Here is a 24,341-nt window from a genome sequence, read left to right on the forward strand (position 1 = left end):
ACGACAGTCCTACGGACCCGCCGCTCATACTGGAAGGCATGAAGCTCTCGCGCCCCGTCTCCTGGTTCCTGCTCGCCTTCGGGGTCTGGAGCTGGTTCATCTGGATCACTTTCGTCAAGAATCTGGTCAAGGACGGAAGTGGTCTCGCCTTCGATGACGCAGGTGACCCGACTGCCTATTTCTGGGTGCATCTGGCGCTCGCCGTGACGTCCTTTCTCTTGGGGACGGCAATCGGGGTGATCGGGTTCCGTGGGGTACGGGCCCTGCGGCGCGAGACCGCGGTCCCGGCGAGCGAGACGTCCGGTACGTGATCTTCCTTCTGGTCGTCGCGGCGATCTTCGCGCTGCTCGGCGCGGTGCACGGGTACCTGTGGCGCCGCCTGGTCCGCGACACGACTTCTCCCGGCAGCGGCGCGCGCCGGACCGGCACCGTGCTCGCCGTCGTGCTGCCGCTGCTCACCGTCGGCGCCCTGGTCGCGCCTCGCGCGGGCGCGCCGTTCCGCCTCCAGCAGCTCTTCGCCTGGCCGGGCTACCTGTGGCTCGCCCTGGTGCTCTACCTCACGCTCGCCCTGCTGGCGGGCGAGGTGGTCCGCGTGGTGTGGCTGCGGGCGGTGCGGGTGCGCGAGACGGTGCCGGAGCCGGTACGAGAGCAGATACGCGAGCCGGAGCCGGTCCCCGCGGGCGCAGACGCGGGCGGCGACGCGGGCGCAGACGCGGGCGCGGGCGGCGACACGGCCGTCGCGAGCGCGCCTCCCGCCCCTGCGCCCGCCGCTCCCTCCCGGCGCCTCTTCGTCGCCCGCTCGGTGGCCGTCGGGGCGTCGGCAGCCGCCGCCGCGACCGTCGGGTACGGCACGTACAGCGTGCTCAGCGGGCCGCGCCTGAAGCGGGTGACGGTGCCGCTCGCCAAGCTGCCGCGCGCCGCGCACGGCTTCCGCGTCGCCGTCGTCAGCGACATCCACCTCGGCCCGGTCCTGGGCCGCGCGCACACCCGGCGGATCGTGGACACCGTCAACCGCGCCAACCCCGACCTGATCGCGATCGTCGGCGACCTCGTCGACGGCAGCGTGGCGGACCTGGGCCCGGCCGCCGAGCCGCTGCGCGCGCTGACCGCCCGGCACGGCGCGTACTTCGTCACCGGCAACCACGAGTACTTCTCCGGCGCGCAGCAGTGGGTCGACCAGGTACGCGAACTGGGCGTCCACCCGCTGGAGAACGCCCGCGTGGAGCTGTCCGGCTTCGACCTCGCCGGCGTCAACGACATCTCCGGCGAGAACTACGCCGACGGCCCCGACTACGACCGCGCACTGGGCGACCGCGACCCGGCCCGCGCCTCCGTGCTGCTCGCCCACCAGCCGGTGATGATCCACGAGGCGGTACGGCACGGCGTCGACCTGCAGCTCTCCGGGCACACCCACGGCGGCCAGCTCTGGCCCGGCAACCTGGTCGCCGCGGCCGCCAACCCCACCGTCGCGGGCCTGGACCGCTACGGCGACACCCAGCTCTACGTCAGCCGCGGCGCGGGCGCGTGGGGCCCGCCGGTCCGCGTCGGCGCCCCGCCGGACGTCACCATCGTCCAACTGGCCTCCCGGCAGGCATGACGCGCGCGCGGGGAGCCCGCGCGCGCAGGAAAAAATCGGGCGACGCCCGCCCGTACCGCCTGTTAGCTTTCGGAATCATGGACCCGCTGGCAGAAACCGACATCCGCGCCTCTTTCGTGAACTGTTCGAAGGGCGAGGCCCGTCGGCTGAACCTCCCCGCCGGGCTCGCCGAACTGCCCTGGCCCGACCTGGACTTCCTCGGCTGGCGTGACCCGCAGGCGCCCGACCGCGCCTATCTCGTCGTACCGCGCGCGGACGGCCCGCTCGGCGTCACGCTGCGCCGCCCCACGAACGTCCGCCGCACCTTCACCAAGACCACGGTCTGCTCCTTCTGCCTGACCGGGCACGGCGGTTCGGGCGTGAGCCTGCTCGCCGCGCCCCGGGCCGGCGCGGCGGGCCGCCAGGGCAACACCGTCGGCGCGTACGTCTGCGCCGACCTGGCCTGCCCGCTGTACCTCCGCGGCAAGAAGCGGCCCGATCTCGCCGCGCGCTATGAGGAGCAGCTCAGCGTCGAGGAGAAGGTCGCCCGGATGACCGCCAACCTCGACGCCTTCCTGGACAAGGTCACGGACGGCAAGGTCACGGCGGGCTAGGTCACCGACGACCGTGCCATCGGCGGTCAGGTCGCCGATGGCACGGTCACCGGCGGCGGCCGGGCGTGAGGAAGTCGTCCAGCAGATCGGTCAGTTCGCGCACCAGGGGCCGCAGGACGCGGTAGCGGGACGCGGCGACCGCGCGGGCGATCAGCGGCGCCGTACGGGCGGCCAGCGCCCGCGACCGGGCGCAGTCCGGCGACCGGTCGTACACCCAGAACAGCACCAGGCCCATCTGGTGCAGCCACAGCAGCCGCGGGAGCTGGTCCGCCAGCTCCGGCGCGGCCTTCACGCCCGCGCCCGCGAGCACCTCGCGGTGCAGCGCGACGGCGGCCTCGCGGGGGCCCCGGGATTCCTCGGAGAAGGGGCTGAGCGGGCTGTCGGGGTCGGCGGCGTTCTTGAAGAACTGGGTGGCGAACCGGTGGTACGGCGCCGCCACGTCCAGCCACGCCAGCAGCACCCCGCGGATCCGCTCGGCCAGCCCGGTCTCGGTGGCGAGCACCGCGCGGGCGGCCGCCGCGTGCTCCGCCGCGATCCGGTCGTAGAACCCCTGGACCAGGTGTTCCTTGGAGGCGAAGTAGTAGTACGCGTTGCCGGTGGAGACGCCCGCCTCCTGGGCGATGGCCCGCATCGTCGTCCGGTCGTACCCGCGTTCCTCGAAGAGCCGCATCGCGGTGGCCAGAATCAGCGCCCGCGTCTGCTCTCCCCGGGATACCTGCTTCGCGTCGTCCACGCCCCGACCCTAAGCGAGCGGCCGGGACGCGGGGGACCGCAGGGGCCCACCGGACGCCTCTCAGGGGCCCCTAGAGGCCGTGCGCGGCGAGGAAGCCGGTGATCAGCCGCTCCCACTCCTCGGGGCACTCGTGCATCGGCACATGGCCGGCGGCGAGTTCGGCGTACTGCGCACCGGGGATGTGGTCGGCCAGGTAGCGGGAGTGCGCGGGGTCGACGAGCTGGTCGTGGAGGGTGGCGATGACGAGCGTCGGGACGGCGATCCCCGGCAGGTCGGCGCGGACGTCCAGGGACCGTACGAGAGCTGCCTGGTCCGCCGAGCCGTCGGGCACCAGCTCCGGGCAGGGGTCCAGCAGCGCGTCCAGGTCGTCGTGCGGCAGGTCCCGGAGGCGGCCGGGGGACCAGCCGCTGAGCGTACGGGCCAGCGCCAGGGCCGTGTAGTCGTCCTGCGCCAGCAGGCGCTGCCAGAGCGCGAGCCAGAGGTCGGTGCGGCGGTCCGGGACGGCCAGCCCCGCGGTCAGCACGAGGCCGCTGACGTGCTGCGGGTAGCGGGTGGCGGTGCGCACCGCGACGGCCGCACCGAGCGAGTACCCGACCAGGGTGAAGGTCTCCAGGCCCGCGGCGACCGCGCCGTCGACGACCGCGTCGGTGAGGCCGTCCAGGGTGAGCGGCCCGGCCGCGCGCGGGGTGCGGCCCGAGCCGGGGTAGTCGGGGGCGACGACGGTGTGGCCGGCGGCGAGCGCCGGTAAGAGGCGGGCGTAGTTGTCGTCGATGCTGCCGGTGGCGCCGTGGGCCAGGACGATGCCCGGGCCGGAACCGGTGACGGTGGCGGAGAGCGGAGGCAGGGGCCGGTGCGGGGAAAGGGGGGCGGTGTCGTTCCTCATACGAATGAGCATTCCCCGGCACGGCGGGCGAACCTACGCGAAGGGCCCCTGCCCGGTACGAAATCCGGACAGGGGCCCTTCCTTTGCGGCTAAACCGCCGCCGCTCTCGCGGAGTGGGTTGCTCGCCGCAGGGGTTCCTCAATTAATGGCTGAGGTACTCGCTGCGAAGGCCCCGTCCCGGTGTTCGTACCGGGACGGGGCCTTCGCGCTGTTCAGGCCAAAATCAGAAGCGCCGGGTGATCAGCGCGCGCTTCACTTCCTGGATCGCCTTCGTGACCTCGATACCGCGCGGGCAGGCGTCCGTGCAGTTGAAGGTCGTACGGCAGCGCCAGACGCCGTCCTTGTCGTTCAGGATCTCCAGGCGCTGCTCACCGGCCTCGTCGCGCGAGTCGAAGATGAAGCGGTGCGCGTTGACGATCGCCGCCGGGCCGAAGTACTGGCCGTCGTTCCAGAACACCGGGCACGAGGTCGTGCACGCGGCGCACAGGATGCACTTGGTGGTGTCGTCGAAGCGCTCGCGGTCCTCGGCGGTCTGCAGCCGCTCGCGGGTCGGCTCGTTGGTGTCCTTCGTGATCAGGAAGGGCATCACGTCGCGGTACGCCTGGAAGAACGGCTCCATGTCCACGACCAGGTCCTTCAGGACCGTCAGGCCCTTGATGGCCTCGACCGTGATCGGCTTCTCAGGGTTGATGTCCTTGATCAGCGTCTTGCAGGCCAGCCGGTTCTTGCCGTTGATCCGCATGGCGTCGGAGCCGCAGATGCCGTGCGCGCAGGACCGGCGGAAGGTCAGGGTGCCGTCCTGCTCCCACTTGATCTTGTGCAGCCCGTCGAGCACGCGCTCCTTCGGGTCCAGCTCCAGCTGGAAGTCCTGCCACTTCGCCTCGTCCGAGACCTCCGGGTTGAACCGGCGGATGCGGAAGGTGACGGTGATCTTCTGGAGTGCGGTGCTCTCGGCCGCGTCCAGCGCCGCCGAGTGCTTGTCAAGCGTGGGGGTGCTCATCAGTACTTACGCTCCATCGGCTGGTAGCGGGTCTGGACGACCGGCTTGTAGTCGAGGCGGATCGACTCCTTGCCGTCTGCGCCGACCTCGCGGTACGCCATGGTGTGCCGCATGAAGTTGACGTCGTCGCGGTTCGGGTAGTCCTCGCGGTAGTGACCGCCGCGGGACTCCTTGCGGGCCAGCGCGGAGACCGCCATGACCTCGGCCAGGTCGAGCAGGTTGCCCAGCTCGATGGCCTCCAGCAGGTCGGTGTTGAAGCGCTTGCCCTTGTCCTGGACGGAGACGTTCAGGTACCGCTCGCGCAGCTCGCCGATCTTCTCGACCGCGGTCTTGATCGTCTGCTCGGTGCGGAACACCATCACGTTGGCGTCCATGCACTCCTGCAGCTCGGTACGGAGCTTGGTCACGCTCTCCGTGCCGTTCGAGTCGCGCAGCCGCTCGACCTGCTCCTGGACCTGCTTCGCCGGGTCCTCGGGCAGCTCGACGAACTCGCTCTTGTGCGCGTACTCCGCGGCGGCGATGCCCGCGCGGCGGCCGAACACGTTGATGTCGAGCAGCGAGTTGGTGCCGAGGCGGTTGGCGCCGTGCACGGAGACACAGGCGACCTCGCCGGCGGCGTACAGGCCCGGCACGACGGTGGTGTTGTCGGCCAGCACCTCGCCCTCGACGTTGGTCGGGATGCCGCCCATGGCGTAGTGCGCGGTCGGCTGGATCGGGATCGGGTCCGTGTAGGGCTCGATGCCGAGGTAGGTCCGCGCGAACTCGGTGATGTCGGGCAGCTTGGCGTCGAGCTGCTCCGGCGGGAGGTGCGTGAGGTCGAGGTAGACGTGGTCGCCCTCGGGACCGCAGCCGCGGCCCTCGCGGATCTCCGTGTAGATGGAGCGCGAGACGACGTCACGCGAGGCGAGGTCCTTCATGACCGGTGCGTACTTCTCCATGAAGCGCTCGCCGTCCTTGTTGCGGAGGATGCCGCCCTCACCACGGGCGCCCTCCGTCAGCAGGATGCCCATCCGCCAGATGCCGGTCGGGTGGAACTGGAAGAACTCCATGTCCTCCAGCGGCAGCCCGCGGCGCCAGGCGGCGGCCTGGCCGTCACCGGTCAGGGTGTGCGCGTTGGAGGTCACCTTGAAGAACTTGCCGGTGCCGCCGGACGCGAAGATGATCGACTTCGCCTGGAAGACGTGGATCTCGCCGGTCGCCAGCTCGTAGGCGACGACACCGGCGGACTTCTTGACCCCGTCGACCTCGTTCAGCAGCAGGTCCAGGACGTAGAACTCGTTGAAGAACTCCACGCCCTCCTTGACGCAGTTCTGGTACAGCGTCTGGAGGATCATGTGGCCGGTGCGGTCCGAGGCGTAGCAGGACCGGCGGACCGGGGCCTCACCGTGGTTACGGGAGTGACCGCCGAAGCGGCGCTGGTCGATCGTGCCGTTCGGGGTGCGGTTGAACGGCAGGCCCATCTTCTCCAGGTCGAGGACGGAGTCGATGGCCTCCTTCGCGAGGATCTCGGCGGCGTCCTGGTCGACCAGGTAGTCGCCGCCCTTGATCGTGTCGAAGGTGTGCCACTCCCAGTTGTCCTCCTCGACGTTCGCGAGGGCGGCGGCCATGCCGCCCTGCGCTGCGCCGGTGTGGGAGCGGGTCGGGTAGAGCTTCGTCAGGACGGCGGTGCGGCTGCGCTTGGTCGACTCGATGGCCGCGCGCATACCGGCGCCACCCGCGCCGACGATGACGGTGTCGTACTTGTGGATCTTCATTGTTCCAGTCAGCCCCGGCGTTAGCGGATGTTCGGGTCGAAGGTGAAGATCACCAGCGTGCCCAGAAGGACGGTGAACACCGTGGCGGCGTACAGCAGCATCTTCAGCCAGAAGCGGGTGTTGTCCCGCTGCGCGTAGTCGTTGATGACCGTACGCAGGCCGTTGGCGCCGTGCAGCATCGCCAGCCACAGCATGATCAGGTCCCATGCCTGCCAGAACGGCGAGGCCCAGCGACCGGCCACGAAGGCGAAGCCGATCTTGCTCACGCCGCCGTCCAGCACGAGCTGGAGGAGCAGGTGGCCGAGGACCAGGACGACCAGCACGATGCCGGACAGCCGCATGAACAGCCAGCCGTACAGCTCGAAGTTGGTCCGGGTCGACCGCGGGGTCTTCTTGGTACGGGCGCGGGGCGGCTCGATGACGGGAGCCGGGTTGTCCACGTCGTACAGGGACACGGAGTCGTTCACAGGAGTCGTCTCAGCAGAGGACATCGCGCTTCATCAGCTCCCGAACAGCGTGCGCAGGGTGTGCTGCAGCACGGGGTAGAAGGCGCCGGCCATCAGGACGGCCCACACGCCGACAACGGTCCACAGCAGCTGCTTCTGGTACTTCGTGCCCTTGGACCAGAAGTCCACGGCCACGACGCGCAGGCCGTTGAGCGCGTGGAAGAGGATGGCGGCCACGAGGCCGTACTCCATCACGTTGACGAGAGGCGTCTTGTACGTGGCGACGACGTCGTCGTAGGCCTCCGGGGAGACACGAACGAGAGCGGTGTCGAGCACGTGCACGAACAGGAAGAAGAAAATGAGGACGCCGGTGACTCGATGAGCCACCCAGGACCACATACCTTCCCGGCCGCGATACAGCGTTCCAGCCGGCACGGAAAAACCCTCCGGGAGCGGGGACTGGGGCCTGCCGGCTTCACTGTCGGTCTGGCCCGGCCGGGTACGGTCCACCGGCCCTGGCCATCGTAGCGACGACTTGTCGGTTCCTCCCGCCGGGGTCCTCAGGTGTGATCAAACAAGCACGGACGGGCGATCGGACGGGCTAACGGACAGGGAGGAAAGCGAATGTCACGGACTTTCGGCCGCAAGGTGGGCGAGGCGCCCCCGCGCGATCCGGCGCAGCTCGTCGGCGGCGATGGCGCGCTCCTCGTCCGGCTCGTGTCCCAGCCGGTCCCTGATCCCGCTCAGCACACAGTCCAGCAGCTCGTCGTCGCGCAGCCCGTCCAGGCAGATCACGAAGGCGTGCCGGAAGCGGCGCTCGTACTCGGCGTGCGCGGCGCGCAGCGCGGTGTGCGCCGCGAGGGTGCCGCGGCCACGGGCGCCCGCGAGCGGCTGCGGGGAGAGGGACTCCCCGGCGAGCGCCTCGGTGAGATCGCCCGGGCTGAGGTCGTAGCTGGCCTCGTCGGCGGCGGCGAGCAGCGCTTCCAGGTCGGGATACGGGCGGTGCGCGGCGATCCGGCGGGCCCAGCGGTGGCTGCCGCAGCAGGCCAGCAGTGCGGCCTCGGCGATGTCGTCGGCGGCCGAATTGAGACGGTCGAGCCCGGGCGCGTCGCCGGGCAGCGCTCGCCACGGCCGGCACGTTTGCGAAGGTATGCCGGAGCGGGGAGCGTGCAGCGTGGTCGGCGGGGCGGCCGGGGGCTCGCTGGTCAGCGTGATCTCCTCGGGCAACAGGGGACTACGCGCGCGGGGCGCGGGACCGGGGCGACTCCGTCGGGGGCGGCGAGGGCCCCGGGGAAGGAGGGACTGTCGGCGCTCGCACCGTCTTCCGGGGGTGGAGGTCGGGTGACGGGCGGGCAAATGCGACGTCACCGTAACGACGCAAGCCGTCTTCTGTCTGACGGATGCGCGAATTTCACCCGGATGAGAGAGCTTTCGAGCGCGTAGTGGACGGGACGTTTCTCTAGCTGGCCATACTTCGCCCTGGAAAGGGAGGTTTGCGTAGATGAGGAAGCTGACGGCATGGGTGGCACTGGCCGCCTCGGCCCTGACCATCACCGGCTGCTCGGACGGCTCCGCGCAGCACGGCGGGGGCAGCGGTACCGGAAACCAGGATTCCAAGTCGCCCACGTCCGCCGCGTCCTCGGCAGCGCCCACGCCCCGCTGGGCCGCGGTCAAGGGACCCCCGCGCACGATCCCCGCGGTCCGCGGCTTCAAGGCGGCCGACGGCACCGGCTGGCGCGTCTCGAAGAACGCCCGCGTCGTCGTGCCCGCCGGGCAGGACAGCCCGCTCGCCGACGAGGCCCGCCGGCTCGCCGCCGACCTGGGCGGCCTGAAGCTGTCCTGGAAGGACGACGCGCGCCCCGGCGACGTCGAGCTGACGCTCTCGGGCAAGGGCAAGGGCAAGGCGGCGGGCGAGAACAACGCGGCGCCCGCGAGCACCGCCGACGAGGCGTACACGCTCACGGCGCGCGACACCCGTCTCACCCTGTCCGCGCCCACCGACACCGGGATCTTCAACGCCACCCGTACGGTCGTGCAGTCCGTACGGGCCTCCGGCGGCGTCCCCGAAGGCACCATCCAGGACCGCCCCGACCGGGCCCAGCGCGGCCTGCTCGTCGACACCGCGCGCAAGCACTTCAGCGCGGACTGGCTGGAGAAGCGCGTCCGCGAGATGGCCGATCTCAAGCTCAACCAGCTCCAGCTCCACTTCTCCGACGACCAGGCGTTCCGCATCGAGAGCTCCAGCCACCCGGAGATCGTCTCGAGCGACCACCTGACCAAGGCGCAGGTCCGCCACCTGGTGAAGCTCGCGCGCGAGCTGCACATCACCGTCATCCCCGAGATCGACTCGCCGGGCCACCTCGGCGCGGTGATCGACAAGCACCCCGAGCTCCAGCTCCGCAGCGCCGCGGGCACCTCCCAGCGCGGCGCGATCGACATCTCGCAGCCCAAGGCCGCGCGGATCGTCGACGACCTGCTGCGCGAGTACGCCGAACTGTTCGCCGAGGAGGGCGTGCCCGGGCCGCGCTGGCACCTGGGCGGCGACGAGTACCGAGCCCTGACCGTGAAGTCGCCCGGCGCCACCTATCCGCAGCTCGCGCGCGCCGCCACCAAGAAGTACGGCGCCAACGCCACCGTCCAGGACCTGACGACCGGCTGGCTCAACGACCGCGAGAAGACCCTGCGCAAGGCGGGCGTGCAGCACGTCGAGGCGTGGAACGACGGCTTCCACGACTCCAAGGTGGTCACCCCCGACCGGGACCGCACGGTGGCGTACTGGACCGGCAAGGAGATCGGCGCCCGCGAGCCCGTGACGTACCTGAAGGAGGGCCGCACGGTCGTCAACCTCAACGACGAGTACCTCTACTACGTCCTCGGCCAGCCGAACGACTTCACCTACCCGACCGGCGAGCGGATCTACAAGGAGTGGACCCCGGCCGTGGTCCGCGGCAGCAAGGCGGTCCCGGCCTCGCTCGCCGGGCCCGACCGCATCCCCGGCGCCCGCTTCGGCGTCTGGTGCGACCTCGCCCAGTCCCAGACCACCGACCAGGTCGCCCGCGGCATCCGGCTGCCGCTCGCCGCGCTCTCCCAGAAGGTCTGGGACCCGCGCAAGCCGTCGCTGTCCTGGACGGACTTCAAGGCCCGCGCGGCAACGGTGGCGCCCGCGCGCTGAGCGGTACGGACGTACGTCTTTACCCCTGTATGTCACAGTCCGCTGTGACGTTCCCACGCCCTGGCACGCAGTACTGCCCGACAAGCAAGTGCCGGGTGCGGAGGGAAGGCGTACGTCATGAGCCTGGTGGAACTGCTCGCGCGGGCCGATGCGCGCGGGCTGGCAGCGAGCGGCCTCGCCTGCCTGGACCGCTGCCTGCCGCTGCTCGGCGCGGACGACGACGCGCTGCGCCCGCTGTGGGCGAGCCTGACGGCGGACGGCGCCGAGTGGGGCACCCAGCTCGCCGCGGTACGGGCCGTGCTGCCGCCGGACCCGGCGGACGGCACGGCGGACGGCGCCGGGCCGGCCGTACTGGCCCGCCGGATGCTCGACGCCGCGCCGGCCACCGGCTCCGACGAGGAGGCGCTCCGCGCCTGGGCCGACGACTGCTCCGGCGCGGCGCTCCATGTGCACCACCTGCTGGACCACCCCGGCAAGCCGGACGAGGGCGCGCAGGTCCTCGCTGAGCACCGCGCGGGCCGCACGGACGGCATGACCCCGCTGGTCGAGGCCGAGCTCCGGCGCCAGACCACGATCCTGGAGCTGCTGGCCGGACACGGCCCCGCGGGCCTGCGCCAGGCGGTGGAGATCTCCGCCGAGGGACGCCGCGTACTCCGCGCGGTGGTCTCCCGACAGGCACGGGGCGCCGCTTAGGCCCCGAGCGTGCCGTTGTCCGTGTGCTCGCCCTCGGGGCGTACGTCAGCGAGGTGACGTACGCCCCGAGGGCTCCCTTGTGATCTTCTGCCTCCCCCTGCGTGGCCGGGGCCGCGCGGGCGCGGCACTGTGACATTTCCGTCCACTCGGACGCTGATGACTGTGGAGGCACAGGTGCCCTGATCCGTGCCGCGCCGCCGCGGCCGCCGCGGATCCGCCGAGAAGAGGACAACGGGGTTGGGCCGGGGAGGGGAGCTCCGTCGGGTGCAGGCGCGCGACGGGGAGCTGGGCGCGGCAGTGGCACGGGCGCAGCAGGGGGACGAGGCCGCCTTCGCGACCGCGTACCGCCTGGTGCAGCCGGGGCTGCTGGGCTATCTGCGCGGCCTCGTCGGCGACGAGGCCGAGGACGTGGCGGCCGAGGCGTGGCTGGAGATCGCCCGCGACCTCGGGCGGTTCAGCGGGGACGGCGCGGGGTTCCGCGGCTGGACCGCGACCATCGCCCGGCACCGGGCGCTGGACCTGCTGCGCCGGCAGAAGGTACGGCCGCGCGCTGCCGCGTTCGAGCCGGACCTGGTCGAGCTCCCGGGCCCGCACAGCACCTCCGAGCAGGCCCTGGAGACGCTCTCGACCGAACGGGTGCTGGCCCTGATCGCGGAACTCCCGCGCGAGCAGGGCGAGGCCGTGCTGCTGCGCGTCGTGGTCGGTCTCGACGGCCCGGCCGCCGCCCGCGTCCTGGGCAAGCGGCCCGGCGCCGTCCGCACGTCGGCGCACCGCGGGCTGCAGCGGCTGGCGGAGGAGCTGGGCGTGCGGGGGAACGGGGAAGAACGAAGCGGAACGAAGGACAAGAGGCGAAGGTGAGGAAGCCACGCATGGGTGGCGGTTCCAGGAACGCCGGTGCGGCGTCCGGAGAAGACGACACGGGCGACCTCGCCGTGCTGGCCGAGCGGCTCGGCGCCGCGGTACGCGCGGGCGCGGCCGCCACCCCGGAAGGGGAGGAGCGGGCGGTCGCCGCCTTCCGCGCGGCCCGGGACGCCCGGGACGCCCAGGCGCCGGCGCCGGGCACTCGGCTGTGGGGCACCCGGCTGTGGGGCGCTCGGCGCCCGTGGCGTATGGGGTTGCCGGCACGCGCCGCGTTCGGCGCGCTGCTGGCATCGGTCATGCTGGGCGGCGTGGCGATGGCCTCGATCGGTGCGCTCCCCGGCAGCACTCCGGACCGCCCGACCCCGTCCCCCACCGCTCCCGGCCATGCCGTACCCCCGTCCGGCCGCCCGACCCTGCCGGCGCGCCCCACGGTCCCGCTCCTCCGCCCGCCGAAGCCCTCCCCGGAAACCCCACGAACGCCCGAGGACCCGGAAAAGCACGACCACCACGGCAAGCCGAAGCAGAAGCCGAAGCCGGGGCATGAGCAGAAGCCGGAGGCGAAGCCCGAGAAGCCCCCGAAGGCACCCCAGCACAAGGAAGAGCCCCTCAAGCCCCGGCAGGGGAAGGGCCGGGACCAGGGGCAGAAGGCGGCAAAGCTCCCGCACAAGGCGGCGAAGGACTCGCCCAAGGCGAAGAAATAGCAAACAAAAGGGGGACGGCCGGGGCCGCCACCCCCCACAGGAGAGGCCCCGGCCGTCGTTCGCGGGAGGGCCGCACCGGGCCCTCATTCCCTACAGCGTCACCGACCCCGAAAGCGTCACAGCGGCGTCACTCGCCGTACGGATGCCCGCATCCCGGCGACTCTGGACGCAGGGCGGCCAATGCCCGTAACGTGCAGGTCCGCGCCGGTCGGTGCGCTTGCCACGCGTTCTGCGGCGGCCCTGCGGGTCCGGTGGACGGGCACCAGGCGTACTTACTTCGGCGTAGGGGGCACCACGGGATACCGTCGGCGCCAGAAGCAGTTCCTTTACCTGCGGTAGCCGGATTGCCGGCAGCAGACGTAGGCAGCAACGACCGGGCAGCGGATGCTTCGCGTGCGACAGGATGGACCCGTGCAAGGGGACGACACTCAGCCGGACGACAGCCGGTTGACGGTCGCCGTACAGGCGGCACAGGACGGTGACGAGACGGCCTTCCGTACCGTCTACCGGGCCGTACATCCCCGTCTTCTGGGATATGTACGGACCTTGGTGGGCGAAGCGGACGCCGAGGACGTCGCCTCCGAAGCCTGGCTGCAGATCACCCGGGACCTCGCCCGCTTCAGCGGCGACGCCGACCGCTTCCGCGGCTGGGCGGCCCGCATCGCCAGGAACCGCGCGCTGGACCACATCCGTATGCGCGGCCGCCGCCCGGCCATCGGCGGCGACGAGAGCGAGCTCACCGAGAAGCCGGGTCCGTCCGACACGGTCGACGAGGCCCTGGAGTCGCTCGGTACGGGACGCGCGTTCCGGCTGATCTCCCAGCTTCCGCAGGACCAGGCCGAGGCGGTCGTGCTGCGCGTGGTCGTCGGCCTGGACGCCAAGAGCGCGGCCGGGGTGCTCGGCAAGCGCCCGGGCGCGGTCCGCACGGCCGCCCACCGCGGACTGCGCCGGCTCGCCGAACTGATCACCGACCGCGACGACGACCCGGCCCCCGGTGACGGAGCCGCGCCGGAGCAACCGGAAGGGCTTCCGGACCGTCCTGTACCAGGGAGCAGGCCGGCCGGCGGGCCCGTGGGAGGGGTGCCCTTCCCGCGCCGCGGGTGCCGGACCGGAGGAACGGAATCGTACGTCCCGGGTGTGACGGAAACGGCCGCACGGACGCAGAAGGACATGTGATGGCCGACGACCGGTACAGCTGGCTCGACAAGAACGCCGCGGAGGGTTTGCTGCGCGGCGAACGGGTCGATGCCGGCGGCGGCTTCGGCGCGGATGAACTGAACGACCTGCTGAGCGCCGCCGCCGTGGCCGGCGCGCGCTCCTCGGCGGACGCCCCGCTGCCCGGCGAGGAGGCGGCGGTCGCCGCGTTCCGCCAGGTTTCGTCGGGAGGGTCTACGCGCGACACTGCCGCCGGCGGCGCGGCGCGGGCCTCCGCGGAGGACGGCATACCCGTGGTGCGGTCCGTGCCCGGCGGCGGCACGTCCCGCACCGCTGAACGCACTCGCCTCGGCCGCCCCCTCCGACGCGGGCTCGCCGTCGCCCTGGCCGGCTGCGCGCTCGGCGGCGTAGCGGTGGCCGCCGGCACCGGCGTCCTCCCCACTCCCTTTCACGGCGGCGGTGACCCGTCCCCGAGCGTCACGTCGGCCGTCACCCCCAGCATCCTGGAGAGCCAGGACCCCGAAGCGGACGCCTCGGACGACGCCGCGCAGTCTCCCGACGCCGGCCCGCACTCCTCGTCGCCCGCCTCGCCCACGTCCCCCGACGCCTCGGACGGCAGGTCGACACCCGGCCGCGAGGGCACCGGCGACACCTCGAAGCCCCCGCTGCCGCAGCTCACCCCGGGAGACGGCGCCTTGAACACCGACAAGGCGAAGCGAAAGGCGGCGGTACTCGCCCTCTGCCGCGACTACGAAGCGGGCCGCACGTCACCCAAGGACCGCCAACGCCTGGAACGCACCATGGGCGGCGCGGAAAAACTCCACACCTTCTGCAAGCAGTACCTGCAGAAGAACGGCCTCACGGGCGGTCTGGGCAGCTCGGACCCGACTCCCGACTCGGGCCTGACCGGCGGCTCCAACGACGGCGACGCCACGGGCGGCACCAGCACGGGTGGCAACGACTCCGACAACCAGGAGTCGACCGACGGTAACAAAACCACCGACGACGAATCCCACCCAGCGGTATCCCCGTCGACAACCACCCAGTCGCCTCAGCCGTCACCGACGCCCTCAACCCCAACGACGAGCCCCACCGCAACCCCCAATTGAGCAACCCCAACGGCGCCCAGCCACATCCGCGAGAGCGGCGGCGGTTTAGCCGCAAAGAAGAGGGCGCGAGCGGGGCCGGGGGAACGTGCCCCGCTCGCGCCGAACGCGCGGTGCCGTAGGTACGGGGGGAACCCCGGCTCCCGCGCAGCCGATGACCAGTCGGCTTCAGTACGTACAGCGTCACCGTCGCCAAAAACGTCACACCCGCCGCTCAGGACGGCCGCGCGGCCCGTCGTCTACTTGTATATGACGACCTTCGTCCCCGGCTTCACCTGCTGAAACAGGGCGGCGATCTTCTTCTTGTCACGGACGTTGACGCAGCCGTGCGAGGCGCCGGCGTAGCCGCGGGCCGCGAAGTCGGCGGAGTAGTGGATCGCCTGGCCACCGCTGAAGAACATCGCGTACGGCATGGGTGTGTCGTAGATCGTCGAGACGTGGTGGCGGCTCTTGAAGGTGATGCCGAAGGTGCCTTCGCGGGTGGGGGAGTACTGCGAGCCGAAGCGCACGTCCATCGCCGAGACGACCTTGCCGTCAACCATCCAGGCCAGCGTGTCACTCTTCTTGCTGATGCAGATCGCCCGGCCCGTGAGGCACCGCTTGTCGGGCGCCGCCACCGGCCGGGCGGTGGGCGGGTACAGCTCGTCGCGCGTCGGGCGCTGTGTCCGCACACGGAGGGCGCTGAGCGTCGCCGCATCCACTGTGCCCGTGCGGGGGAGGCCCTGGTCGCGCTGGAAGGCCGTGACGGCGGCGGCCGTGACGGAGCCGTAGTACCCCGTCGGATTCCGGCCGAAGTACTTCAACTGCCTTAGCCGAGCCTGCAGTTCGCGCACCCGCTCGCTGCGGGCCCCGGGCGCGAGCACCGGCTTCTGGGTGGTGTGCGTCGGCTTCGGCGCGGGCGCGCGGGACGAGGGTGCGGCCGGGGTCGTGGGGGTCGCCATGGGCGGGGCGGGGGCGGTGTGCCCGGCGCCCTTGCCGTCGTCGATCCGTACCCGCATCTCCTTGCAGCCGGTCGTCACCGACAGTGCGGCGGTCAGCGCCAGCGTGCCGGCCAGCGCGCGGAACGTTCTGCTGTGACGCCTATGGCGCCTATGACGCATGCGACGCATATCCCACCCCTGTGGTCTCACCCGCCCCTTCCCATGCTTCCCGGCGCTGCGCCCCGCCGAACCTGCGGCCATGCTGGGAGTCGAGCTGTGAGCAAGGTCCTAGGCTGCGCCCCTCCACGGGGCGCACGGCCGCCGCTACAGTCCGTCGCGAAGGCCAATCATTACCGAGTAGTAGTCCAGCATCACTGAGCAGTAGCACAGCGGGAGGCAGGCACCATGGCGCGCGAGTCCGGCAGCTCTCGATTCACCGAGAGCGGTTTGCCCATCGAGCCCGTTTACGGTCCGGACGCCCTCGGCGACTGGGACGCTGCGGAGAAGCTGGGCGAGCCCGGTGCGTACCCGTACACCCGGGGCGTGTACCCGACGATGTACACCGGACGCCCCTGGACGATGCGCCAGTACGCCGGATTCGGTACGGCTGCCGAATCGAACGCCCGGTACAAGCAGCTCATCGCGAACGGCACGATGGGCCTGTCCGTCGCCTTCGACCTGCCGACCCAGATGGGTCACGACTCCGACGCGCCGATCGCCAGCGGCGAGGTCGGCAAGGTCGGCGTGGCGATCGACTCCATCGAGGACATGCGGGTGCTGTTCGGCGGCATCCCGCTGGACAAGGTCTCCACCTCGATGACCATCAACGCGCCCGGCGCCCTGCTCCTCCTGCTCTACCAACTCGTCGGCGAGGAGCAGGGCGTGGACCCCGCCAAGCTCACCGGCACCATCCAGAACGATGTCCTCAAGGAGTACATCGCGCGCGGGACGTACATCTTCCCGCCCAAGCCGTCGCTCCGCCTGATCGCCGACATCTTCAAGTACTGCAAGGCCGAGATCCCGAAGTGGAACACCATCTCGATCTCCGGCTACCACATGGCCGAGGCCGGCGCCTCGCCCGCGCAGGAGATCGCCTTCACCCTCGCGGACGGCATCGAGTACGTACGGACCGCCGTCGCGGCCGGCATGGACGTCGACGACTTCGCGCCCCGCCTCTCCTTCTTCTTCGTCGCCCGCACCACGATCCTCGAAGAGGTCGCCAAGTTCCGTGCCGCGCGCCGGATCTGGGCCCGGGTGATGAAGGAGGAGTTCGGCGCGAAGAACCCCAAGTCGCTGATGCTGCGCTTCCACACCCAGACCGCGGGCGTGCAGCTGACGGCCCAGCAGCCCGAGGTGAACCTCGTGCGCGTCGCCGTCCAGGGCCTCGGCGCGGTCCTCGGCGGCACGCAGTCGCTGCACACCAACTCCTTCGACGAGGCCATCGCGCTGCCGACCGACAAGTCCGCGCGGCTGGCGCTCCGTACGCAGCAGGTGCTGGCGTACGAGACGGATGTGACGGCCACCGTCGACCCGTTCGCCGGTTCCTACGTCGTCGAGAAGATGACCGACGACGTCGAGGCCGCGGCCGTCGAACTGATGGGCAAGGTCGAGGAGCTGGGCGGCGCCGTGGCCGCGATCGAGAACGGCTTCCAGAAGAACGAGATCGAGCGCAGCGCGTACCGCATCGCCCAGGAGACCGACTCGGGCGAGCGTGTCGTGGTCGGCGTCAACCGTTACCAGCTCGACGAGGAGGAGCCGTACGAGCCGCTCCGCGTCGACCCGGCCATCGAGGCGCAGCAGGCCGAGCGCCTGAAGAAGCTGCGCGCCGAGCGGGACCAGGCCGCGGTGGACGCGGCGCTGGCCGACCTGAAGAAGGCCGCCGAGGGCACGGACAACGTCCTGTACCCGATGAAGGACGCGCTGAAGGCCAAGGCGACGGTCGGGGAGGTCTGCAACACGCTGCGGGAGGTCTGGGGCGCTTACGTCCCGACGGACGCGTTCTGATCGACTGGACACGTTCTGAGTGGGCGCGGACCATCGCTGTCCGCGCCCTGCGTCAAACTAGGTGCATGTCGTCACCCCGCCGCACCTGCCCCGTCTGCACCAGAGAGATCGCCGTGGTCGGCGGGCGGTTCGCCCGGCACGATCCGCCCGGGCGGCGTACGGGCCTGGAGCTCATCTCGTGCCCCGGCTCGCGGCGGATGGCGCCCATGATGGCGCCGGCGGAGAAGCTGTTCGACCCGGAGGAGCCGCCGTTCCCGGGGCAGCAGCCGCTTTTCTGAGGCCGCGAGCCCTTTCGCCTCTTACGGCGCGAGGATGTCCAGCTCGGCCATCGCGCCGACGGTGATCTCGCGCGTCAGCTCTTCCGCGCGGGCCGCGTCGCCCGTGCGTACCGCCTCCGCGACCTGGACGTGCAGGGTGACCGCCGCCGGGTCCGGGTCGGTGAACATCACGTGGTGGTGGGTGCGGCCGGTCAGGATCGCCGCCACGACGTCGTTGAGCCGGGCGAACATCTCGTTGCCCGATGCCGTGAGCAGGGTCCTGTGGAAGGCCGTGTCATGGACGAGGTACGCCTCGAGCTGCTGGCCGCGTGACGTGGCGACCATGCCCATGGCGTGCTCGGTGAGCGCCGCGCACTGCTCGGGCGTGGCGTGCCGGGCGGCCAGGCCCGCCGCGGCCGGCTCGATGGCGCAGCGCAGCACGGTGAGCGAGCGAAGCTGGCGGGGCCGGTCGGCGCCGGCCAGCCGCCAGCGGATGACCCGCGGATCGAAGACGTTCCACTCCTCGGTGGGCCGTACGGTCACGCCCACCCGGCGCCGGGACTCGACCAGGTGCATGGACTCCAGGACCCGGACCGCCTCGCGGATGACCGTACGGGAGACGTCGAAGCGCTGGGCCAGCTCATCGGTGCGGAGCACCGTGCCCGGGAGGTGCTCGCCCGCGGTGATCTCCGGCCCGAGGGACTCCAGCACTCTGGCATGCAGCCCCTGCCCCGTGTTCTCCATGGGATAAGCCTACGTTCCTGGCTCGCGGGAAAATAAGTATGACGTTTGCGTCACAGACTCTTGAATACGTCGTACCTAATGCGTTTCAGTGGGGCGATGCATTCGAGCCACCCAGGTGGCCTCGACACGCCAAGTCAATGAGGACGAACGAGCGAGGTAACCGCGATGAGCACCCCCCATGTCATCGTCGTGATGGGAGTCGCCGGCACCGGCAAGACGACGATCGGACCGCTCGTCGCCGATGCGCTGGATGTCCCGTACGCCGAGGGAGACGACTTTCATCCCCCGGCCAACATCGCCAAGATGTCCGCCGGGACGCCGCTCGACGACGCCGACCGCTGGCCCTGGCTCGACGCCATCGGCGCCTGGGCGCACGGGCGGGCCGGCAAGGGCGGGGTGGTCAGCAGCTCCGCGCTCAAGCGGGTCTACCGCGACCGGCTGCGGGCCGAGGCCCCCGGCATCGTCTTCCTGCACCTCACCGGCTCCCGCGAGCTGATCGCGGGCCGCATGGCCGAGCGCAAGGGCCACTTCATGCCCACCGCGCTCCTCGACTCCCAGTTCGCCACCCTGCAGCCGCTCGGCGACGACGAGCGGGGCGTGGCGGTGGACGTCTCCGGGACTCCGGAAGAGATCACCGAGCGGGCCGTCGCCGCACTGCGGCAGCTCGACGACACCGCTCCGGCCACCACCGAGCTCTGATCAGGAGCCACACCCCCGAGCTCTGAACCGGCCCCTTCCCTCGGGGTCCGGTCCTGAGCCGTACCCATGAGCTCCGATCGCGAGACCGGGCTCCAACCGAAGGAAAAGCCGTGACCCATCTCAGCGTCGAGATGATGGCAGCGGACGCGGTCGAGCCGATCACCTCGGCCGGCAACGCGCAGCTGGGCATCTCCGTGCTCGTCGGCATCGCCGTCATCGTCCTTCTCATCACCAGATTTAAGCTGCACGCCTTTCTGTCACTGACCATCGGTTCGCTGGTGCTCGGTGCGGCGGCGGGCGCGCCGCTGGACAAGGCCATCACCAGCTTCACCAACGGCCTGGGCTCGACCGTCGCGGGCGTGGGCGTACTGATCGCGCTCGGCGCGATCCTCGGCAAGCTGCTCGCCGACTCCGGCGGCGCCGACCAGATCGTCGACACCATCCTCGCCAAGTCCAGCCGGCGGATGATGCCTTGGGCGATGGTCCTGATCGCCGCGATCGTCGGCCTGCCGCTCTTCTTCGAGGTCGGCATCGTGCTGCTGATCCCGGTCGTGCTGCTGGTCGCCAAGCGCGGCAACTTCTCCCTGATGCGGATCGGCATCCCGGCGCTGGCGGGCCTCTCCGTCATGCACGGTCTGATCCCGCCGCACCCCGGCCCGCTCGTCGCCATCGACGCGATCAAGGCCAACCTGGGCGTCACCCTCGGCCTCGGCGTGATCGTCGCTATCCCGACCGCGATCCTGGCCGGCCCGGTCTTCTCCCGCTTCGCCTCGCGCTGGGTGGACATCGCGCCGCCGGAGAAGATGATCCCGCAGCGTCCTTCCGAAGACCTGGAGAAGCGCCCCAGCTTCGCCGCGACGCTGTCCACCGTCCTGCTGCCGGTCGTCCTGATGCTCGCCAAGGCGCTGGTCGACATCGTCGTCGACGACCCCGAGCAGCACATACAGCGCGTCTTCGACGTCATCGGCTCGCCGCTGGTCGCGCTGCTGGTCGCGGTACTGGTCGGCATGTTCACCCTGGGCAAGGCCGCGGGCTTCAGCGCCGGCCGGCTCTCCACGACCGTGGAGAAGTCCCTCGCCCCGATCGCGGGCATCCTGCTGATCGTCGGCGCGGGCGGCGGCTTCAAGCAGACCCTGGTCGACGTCGGCGTCGGCGACATGATCCTGGACATGTCCAAGGACTGGGGCCTGCCCGCCCTGCTGCTGGCCTGGCTGATCGCGGTCGCCATCCGCCTCGCGACCGGCTCCGCGACGGTCGCCACGGTCTCCGCGGCCGGCCTCGTCGCCCCGCTCGCCGCCGACATGAGCACCACCCACGCGGCACTCATGGTCCTCGCCGTCGGCGCCGGCTCGCTCTTCTTCAGCCACGTCAACGACGCGGGCTTCTGGCTGGTGAAGGAGTACTTCGGGATGAACGTCGGCCAGACGGTCAAGACCTGGTCCCTGATGGAAACGGTCATCTCCGTCGTCTCGATCATCTGCGTACTGCTGCTGTCGCTGGTGTTGTAGCCGGGTATCCCGGCACGGAAATGGCGTCGCGGAAGGGCCGTAAGGACGGATAGCGTCCGTACGGCCCTTCCCGTACGAGAGGCGACCCCATGCCCACCGATGACGGCGCACCGGCCGACAACGGCGTACCGGTCGACAACGGCGTACCGGTCGACCACGCCCTGGTACGCGCCGCCGAGGAAGCCGTCGCGGCCTACGCGCACGGCGACGACCACACCGTGGCGGCGGCCGCCCGCACCGCCGACGGCCGCATCGTCACCGGCCTGAACGTGTACCACTTCACCGGCGGCCCCTGCGCCGAGCTGGTCGTGATGGGGGCCGCGGCCGCGCAGGGCGCGTACGACCTGCGCCAGATCGTGGCGGTCGCCGACGAGGACCGCGGCATCATCCCGCCCTGCGGCCGCTGCCGCCAGGTCCTGCTGGACTACTACCCGAGCCTCACCGTCATCCTCGGCCCGCCCGACGAGCCCCGCGCCCTCCCGATCAGCGCACTTCTGCCCGCGGCATACGCGCAGGCCGACCACCAGCCGTGACCGACGGGAAGTGGCGGCCCAGTTCCGCGGCGACCGGTCCCGGTTCCGTTGCCGCCACTGTCACGTAGCCGTCCGGGCGGATGAGGAACAGGCCGGGGCCGTATGCCTGTTGGGCATGGGACTCGGGGTCCGTCAGGTCGGGGGTGTGGCCGCCGATGCGGTACGTGTGGACGTGGGCGGGCCACTCGTCGGCCGGGCGGGGCAGTTCCGTGTCGCCGATGGCGAGCAGCGTGAAGTGCGGGCCGCGGAAGGCGTCGAAGAGGCGGAAGGGGGCGCCGGAGGGGGTCGCGCACGGGGCGTCCGGCGCGCGGTCGCCGGCCCGTAGTGCGTCCGGCGCGAGGCCGTCGCGGTGCTCGGCGGTCAGCGGCGACTCGCGGTAGTGCAGCGTGAGTTGGTGCAGCTCGCGGCCGCGGCGCCAGGAACCCGAGCGGTGCAGCCGGGTGCTGGTCTCCAGGATGCCGGCGGCGACGGGCAGCCGCTCGGTCCCGTATGTGTCCAGCAGCGCGTCGGGCGCGCCGTGCCGCAGTACCTGGCCGAGCTTCCAGCCGAGGTTGTACGCGTCCTGGACGCTGGTGTTCAGGCCCTGCCCGCCGGCGGGGGAGTGGATGTGCGCGGCGTCCCCGGCCAGGAAGATCCGGCCGTCGCGGAACCGCTCGGCCATCCCCGCGCGGGGCCGGAAGACCGAGGTCCACAGCACCTCGCGGATCTGCCCGGCGGTCAGGTGGGTGTGGGCCGCGACGGTGGCGCGTACGGCCTCGGGCGAGGTGTCCGGGGTGTCGGCGGAGACCGCCGCCATGCACTGGAAGTGGTCCGTCCCGGCGAGCGGCAGCAGCATGACGAAGCCGCCGTGCGGCTGCGGGAAGCGGTGCCAGTGGTCCCGGTCCAGGCCGTCGATGCGCAGGTCGGCGAGGAGCGCGGCGCCCGGTGGCAGGTCCGGGCCGCTCATCGGGACGCCCAGGTGCCGCCGGACGACGCTGCGGCCCCCGTCGGCGCCGACCAGGTACGCGGCGCGCACGGTACGGGTCGTGCCGTCGGCGGCCGAATTCAGCTCGGCGGTGACGCCGGCCGCGTCCTGCCCGATGGCGGTCAGTTCGGTGCCGAAGGCCACCGCGCCGCCCAGCTCCGCCAGCCGGCCGTGCAGCAGCTCCAGGTGGCGCCACTGCGGGATCATCAGCGTGTCCGCGTACGGCGTGTGCGGGGTCGGCGCCACGCGCTCGACCATCTCGAAGACGTCCGTCTTCCGGCCGTCCTGCCAGGTCGCCATGGGCGGGTACGGGCCGCCCGCGGCGCGCACGGCCGGGAGCACGCCGAGGTCGTCGTACACCTCCTGGGTGCGCGGCTGCAGGCCGGTGCCGCGGGCGCCGGGGGAGAGCCGGTCCTGCCGCTCGACGACCAGCGCGCGCACACCGCGCCGGGCCAGGTCGATCCCGAGCGCGAGCCCGGTCGGCCCGGCCCCGGCGACCAGTACCTCCACGTCCACGTCCACGTTCCTGTTCACGGTCATGTCCACGCCCGGCTCCCCGTCCTTAACGCCGTTAAATTCCCCTCGTGCCGAGCATGGGCTTAACGGTGTTAAGTTGTCAACATGGCGACGCGACTGGACCGGACACTGGTGGTGGACACCGCCCTGCGGCTGCTGAACGAGGTGGGCCTGGACGGGCTCACCCTGCGCCGCATCGCGAAGGAGCTGAACGTCCAGGCCCCGGCCCTGTACTGGCACTTCAAGAACAAGCAGGAACTGCTCGACGAGATGGCCACGGAGATCTTCCGGCGGATGGCGGCGGAGTTCGCCGGGGGCCCGCTGGGCGGCCACGACGCGACCTGGCAGCGGATGCTGACGGTGAGCTGCCACACGCTGCGCCGCACGCTGCTGGGCTACCGCGACGGCGGCAAGGTCTTCTCCGGTACCCGGATGACCGACGACAGCTACGCCGCGCCGATGGACGCCCTGCTACGGCAGCTGACGGACGCCGGCTTCACGCTCAGGGACGCGGCGCACGCCTGGTGGGCCGCGTACAACTTCACCATCGGCCTGGTCATCGAGGAGCAGTCGGTCTTCCCCGACCCCGGCCCCCCGGAGGACCGCGCCCCGGAGTCCCGCGACCCGGCATACGACATCGGCGACCGCGAACGCCGCCTGGCGGGCCGCTACCCCCTCGCGGCCGCCGTGGGCCGCGAATTCTTCGACGACTTCGACCGCGCCTTCGAGTCCGGCCTCCGCATCGTGGTGGCGGGCATCGAGGCGACGGTGCCGCGCCAGGACGCCGGCTGAGGAGGCCGGCCCGGCGTCCGGTGGCGGCGCCGTAACGCCGGAACCATCATTTCGGGCGATAGCGGGGCCAGCAGTTTCGAAGTACTTTCAAAGTTATGGCCACCGACAACGCCGCCGTGAACTTCTCCGAGCTGGTGAACAAGAACAAGCAGACGCTCGCCCGGCTGAAGGAATCACCCCGGCTGCTTCTGCACCGCAGAGACGGAGAGGACCTGGTCCTCACCACGGCGACACGGGCAGAGCAGGACCGGACCGTGGTCTCGGCCGCCACCCGCATGCTCGCCGCGGTGGCACGGCGCGAACCGGGCAGCATGGAACTGCTTCTCGACATACTGCCGGACGCCTTCCCCTGGGTCCGTTTCCTGCCGGAGCCGGATCTCCATGCCTTCGCCGTCGAACTGGTCGACACCATGCGCGCCGCCGACTCCGTCAACAACAGCGCGTCCGTGGCCCAGTTGCTCATTGCCTGGCAGCACACCGCGGAGGCGCACTCCGCCCCCGACCTGCTGGCCGCACTGACCGGACAGCACGACGAGGACTACGGCCAGGCCCCCGACCCACGGCACGCTTCATGACCCCGGGCCGCGGTGACCGCGCCGCCCCTCCGGCGCCGGAGGGCCAGTGGGATGTCCGATTCGCCGACGCAGCTGCGGCCAAAGGCTGGGAGTGCCTTGCCCAGCAGGCTCGTGAGAACACATACCGGGCTTGGC

26 protein-coding genes are annotated in these 24,341 nt (G+C 71.4%); 16 read left to right on the top strand and 10 right to left on the bottom strand.

The annotated features are described in order from the left end of the window. Nucleotides 1-38 precede the first annotated feature (38 nt). The 3 genes from IG84_RS0122215 (at nucleotide 39) to IG84_RS0122225 (ending at nucleotide 2,190) form a co-directional block, all read left to right on the top strand. Nucleotides 39-311 (top strand): SCO4848 family membrane protein, encoded by a 273-nt coding sequence (locus IG84_RS0122215; protein WP_031059996.1) that lies wholly within the window; start codon nucleotides 39-41, stop codon nucleotides 309-311. Then, on the top strand, nucleotides 308-1,597 hold the full coding sequence (locus IG84_RS0122220; RefSeq protein WP_031060000.1) for a metallophosphoesterase: 1,290 nt from the start codon (nucleotides 308-310) through the stop codon (nucleotides 1,595-1,597). Before IG84_RS0122215 ends, IG84_RS0122220 begins: the two co-directional genes overlap by 4 nt. Nucleotides 1,598-1,674: 77 nt before the next feature. Continuing rightward, complete coding sequence (locus IG84_RS0122225) at nucleotides 1,675-2,190, top strand: FBP domain-containing protein (RefSeq protein ID WP_031060003.1); 516 nt, start codon at nucleotides 1,675-1,677, stop codon at nucleotides 2,188-2,190. Nucleotides 2,191-2,236: 46 nt separating this feature from the next. Here IG84_RS0122225 and IG84_RS0122230 read toward each other — a convergent pair whose 3' ends face one another. The 7 genes from IG84_RS0122230 to IG84_RS0122260 form a co-directional block, all read right to left on the bottom strand. Then, nucleotides 2,237-2,923 carry a TetR/AcrR family transcriptional regulator gene (locus IG84_RS0122230; RefSeq protein WP_051862218.1) on the bottom strand — a complete coding sequence of 229 codons (687 nt, stop codon included), beginning with the start codon at nucleotides 2,921-2,923 and terminating at the stop codon, nucleotides 2,237-2,239. A gap of 70 nt (nucleotides 2,924-2,993) precedes the next feature. After that, the gene (locus tag IG84_RS0122235; protein WP_031060006.1) at nucleotides 2,994-3,806 is read right to left on the bottom strand and encodes an alpha/beta fold hydrolase; all 813 of its coding nucleotides are present in this window, start codon (nucleotides 3,804-3,806) and stop codon (nucleotides 2,994-2,996) included. A gap of 223 nt (nucleotides 3,807-4,029) precedes the next feature. Continuing rightward, the gene (locus IG84_RS0122240) at nucleotides 4,030-4,806 is read right to left on the bottom strand and encodes a succinate dehydrogenase iron-sulfur subunit (RefSeq protein WP_031060010.1); all 777 of its coding nucleotides are present in this window, start codon (nucleotides 4,804-4,806) and stop codon (nucleotides 4,030-4,032) included. Next, entirely contained in the window at nucleotides 4,806-6,560 is a 1,755-nt protein-coding gene (sdhA, locus tag IG84_RS0122245; protein ID WP_031060012.1) for a succinate dehydrogenase flavoprotein subunit, read from the bottom strand. The genes IG84_RS0122240 and sdhA overlap by 1 nt, the downstream gene beginning before the upstream one ends. 20 nt (nucleotides 6,561-6,580) lie before the next feature. Continuing rightward, nucleotides 6,581-7,051 (bottom strand): succinate dehydrogenase hydrophobic membrane anchor subunit, encoded by a 471-nt coding sequence (locus IG84_RS0122250; protein WP_031060017.1) that lies wholly within the window; start codon nucleotides 7,049-7,051, stop codon nucleotides 6,581-6,583. A 9-nt stretch (nucleotides 7,052-7,060) separates the two neighbouring features. Beyond that, nucleotides 7,061-7,441, bottom strand: coding sequence for a succinate dehydrogenase, cytochrome b556 subunit (gene sdhC, locus IG84_RS0122255; RefSeq protein ID WP_030254126.1), 381 nt, complete (start codon nucleotides 7,439-7,441; stop codon nucleotides 7,061-7,063). A gap of 192 nt (nucleotides 7,442-7,633) precedes the next feature. Further along, nucleotides 7,634-8,233, bottom strand: a complete 600-nt coding sequence (locus IG84_RS0122260; protein WP_382467368.1) for a 2-oxo-4-hydroxy-4-carboxy-5-ureidoimidazoline decarboxylase — start codon at nucleotides 8,231-8,233, stop codon at nucleotides 7,634-7,636. Between the two features lie 274 nt (nucleotides 8,234-8,507). On the opposite strand from IG84_RS0122260, the gene IG84_RS0122265 reads away from it, so the two are divergent. The 6 genes from IG84_RS0122265 (at nucleotide 8,508) to IG84_RS38140 (ending at nucleotide 14,697) form a co-directional block, all read left to right on the top strand. Beyond that, nucleotides 8,508-10,178 carry a beta-N-acetylhexosaminidase gene (locus IG84_RS0122265; RefSeq protein ID WP_031060024.1) on the top strand — a complete coding sequence of 557 codons (1,671 nt, stop codon included), beginning with the start codon at nucleotides 8,508-8,510 and terminating at the stop codon, nucleotides 10,176-10,178. Between the two features lie 117 nt (nucleotides 10,179-10,295). Further along, nucleotides 10,296-10,871: a hypothetical protein gene (locus IG84_RS0122270; RefSeq protein WP_031060028.1), complete on the top strand. Its 576-nt coding sequence runs from the start codon at nucleotides 10,296-10,298 to the stop codon at nucleotides 10,869-10,871. A gap of 237 nt (nucleotides 10,872-11,108) precedes the next feature. Continuing rightward, a complete protein-coding gene (locus IG84_RS0122275) occupies nucleotides 11,109-11,729 on the top strand; it encodes an RNA polymerase sigma factor (RefSeq protein WP_051862220.1) in 621 nt (206 codons plus the stop codon). Nucleotides 11,730-11,740: 11 nt separating this feature from the next. Further along, complete coding sequence (locus IG84_RS40770; RefSeq protein ID WP_031060032.1) at nucleotides 11,741-12,433, top strand: hypothetical protein; 693 nt, start codon at nucleotides 11,741-11,743, stop codon at nucleotides 12,431-12,433. Nucleotides 12,434-12,844: 411 nt separating this feature from the next. Beyond that, on the top strand, nucleotides 12,845-13,609 hold the full coding sequence (locus IG84_RS0122285; protein ID WP_031060035.1) for an RNA polymerase sigma factor: 765 nt from the start codon (nucleotides 12,845-12,847) through the stop codon (nucleotides 13,607-13,609). Next, nucleotides 13,609-14,697: a hypothetical protein gene (locus IG84_RS38140; RefSeq protein WP_037800737.1), complete on the top strand. Its 1,089-nt coding sequence runs from the start codon at nucleotides 13,609-13,611 to the stop codon at nucleotides 14,695-14,697. Before IG84_RS0122285 ends, IG84_RS38140 begins: the two co-directional genes overlap by 1 nt. Before the next feature lie 236 nt (nucleotides 14,698-14,933). Here the strand turns inward: IG84_RS38140 and IG84_RS0122295 are convergent, their stop codons facing one another. After that, nucleotides 14,934-15,794, bottom strand: coding sequence for a L,D-transpeptidase family protein (locus tag IG84_RS0122295; protein ID WP_078649197.1), 861 nt, complete (start codon nucleotides 15,792-15,794; stop codon nucleotides 14,934-14,936). Nucleotides 15,795-16,019: 225 nt separating this feature from the next. Here IG84_RS0122295 and IG84_RS0122300 point away from each other — a divergent pair, with 225 nt between their 5' ends. Beyond that, nucleotides 16,020-17,618 carry an acyl-CoA mutase large subunit family protein gene (locus IG84_RS0122300; RefSeq protein ID WP_031060039.1) on the top strand — a complete coding sequence of 533 codons (1,599 nt, stop codon included), beginning with the start codon at nucleotides 16,020-16,022 and terminating at the stop codon, nucleotides 17,616-17,618. Nucleotides 17,619-17,683: 65 nt separating this feature from the next. Continuing rightward, nucleotides 17,684-17,896 (top strand): hypothetical protein, encoded by a 213-nt coding sequence (locus IG84_RS0122305; protein WP_030254100.1) that lies wholly within the window; start codon nucleotides 17,684-17,686, stop codon nucleotides 17,894-17,896. A 21-nt stretch (nucleotides 17,897-17,917) separates the two neighbouring features. Here the strand turns inward: IG84_RS0122305 and IG84_RS0122310 are convergent, their stop codons facing one another. Continuing rightward, the gene (locus IG84_RS0122310) at nucleotides 17,918-18,619 is read right to left on the bottom strand and encodes a FadR/GntR family transcriptional regulator (RefSeq protein ID WP_031060041.1); all 702 of its coding nucleotides are present in this window, start codon (nucleotides 18,617-18,619) and stop codon (nucleotides 17,918-17,920) included. Nucleotides 18,620-18,784: 165 nt separating this feature from the next. Here IG84_RS0122310 and IG84_RS0122315 point away from each other — a divergent pair, with 165 nt between their 5' ends. The 3 genes from IG84_RS0122315 to IG84_RS0122325 all read left to right on the top strand — a co-directional run bounded on the left by IG84_RS0122315 (nucleotide 18,785) and on the right by IG84_RS0122325 (nucleotide 21,359). Beyond that, nucleotides 18,785-19,318 carry a gluconokinase gene (locus IG84_RS0122315; RefSeq protein ID WP_031060043.1) on the top strand — a complete coding sequence of 178 codons (534 nt, stop codon included), beginning with the start codon at nucleotides 18,785-18,787 and terminating at the stop codon, nucleotides 19,316-19,318. Between the two features lie 110 nt (nucleotides 19,319-19,428). Beyond that, nucleotides 19,429-20,826 carry a GntT/GntP/DsdX family permease gene (locus tag IG84_RS0122320; protein WP_031060045.1) on the top strand — a complete coding sequence of 466 codons (1,398 nt, stop codon included), beginning with the start codon at nucleotides 19,429-19,431 and terminating at the stop codon, nucleotides 20,824-20,826. A gap of 89 nt (nucleotides 20,827-20,915) precedes the next feature. Beyond that, on the top strand, nucleotides 20,916-21,359 hold the full coding sequence (locus IG84_RS0122325) for a cytidine deaminase family protein (RefSeq protein ID WP_051862224.1): 444 nt from the start codon (nucleotides 20,916-20,918) through the stop codon (nucleotides 21,357-21,359). On the opposite strand, the gene IG84_RS0122330 is transcribed toward IG84_RS0122325, so the two are convergent. Then, on the bottom strand, nucleotides 21,310-22,863 hold the full coding sequence (locus IG84_RS0122330) for an FAD-dependent monooxygenase (protein ID WP_031060049.1): 1,554 nt from the start codon (nucleotides 22,861-22,863) through the stop codon (nucleotides 21,310-21,312). The two genes, IG84_RS0122325 and IG84_RS0122330, sit on opposite strands and share 50 nt — an antisense overlap. A gap of 81 nt (nucleotides 22,864-22,944) precedes the next feature. Here IG84_RS0122330 and IG84_RS0122335 point away from each other — a divergent pair, with 81 nt between their 5' ends. Both IG84_RS0122335 and IG84_RS0122340 read left to right on the top strand, forming a co-directional pair. Further along, a complete protein-coding gene (locus IG84_RS0122335) occupies nucleotides 22,945-23,631 on the top strand; it encodes a TetR/AcrR family transcriptional regulator C-terminal domain-containing protein (protein WP_031060052.1) in 687 nt (228 codons plus the stop codon). A 95-nt stretch (nucleotides 23,632-23,726) separates the two neighbouring features. After that, complete coding sequence (locus IG84_RS0122340; RefSeq protein ID WP_031060054.1) at nucleotides 23,727-24,206, top strand: hypothetical protein; 480 nt, start codon at nucleotides 23,727-23,729, stop codon at nucleotides 24,204-24,206. Nucleotides 24,207-24,341 lie beyond the last annotated feature (135 nt).

The sequence above is a fragment of the Streptomyces ochraceiscleroticus genome, from assembly GCF_000720485.1.
GTDB classification, from domain to species: domain Bacteria; phylum Actinomycetota; class Actinomycetes; order Streptomycetales; family Streptomycetaceae; genus Streptomyces; species Streptomyces ochraceiscleroticus.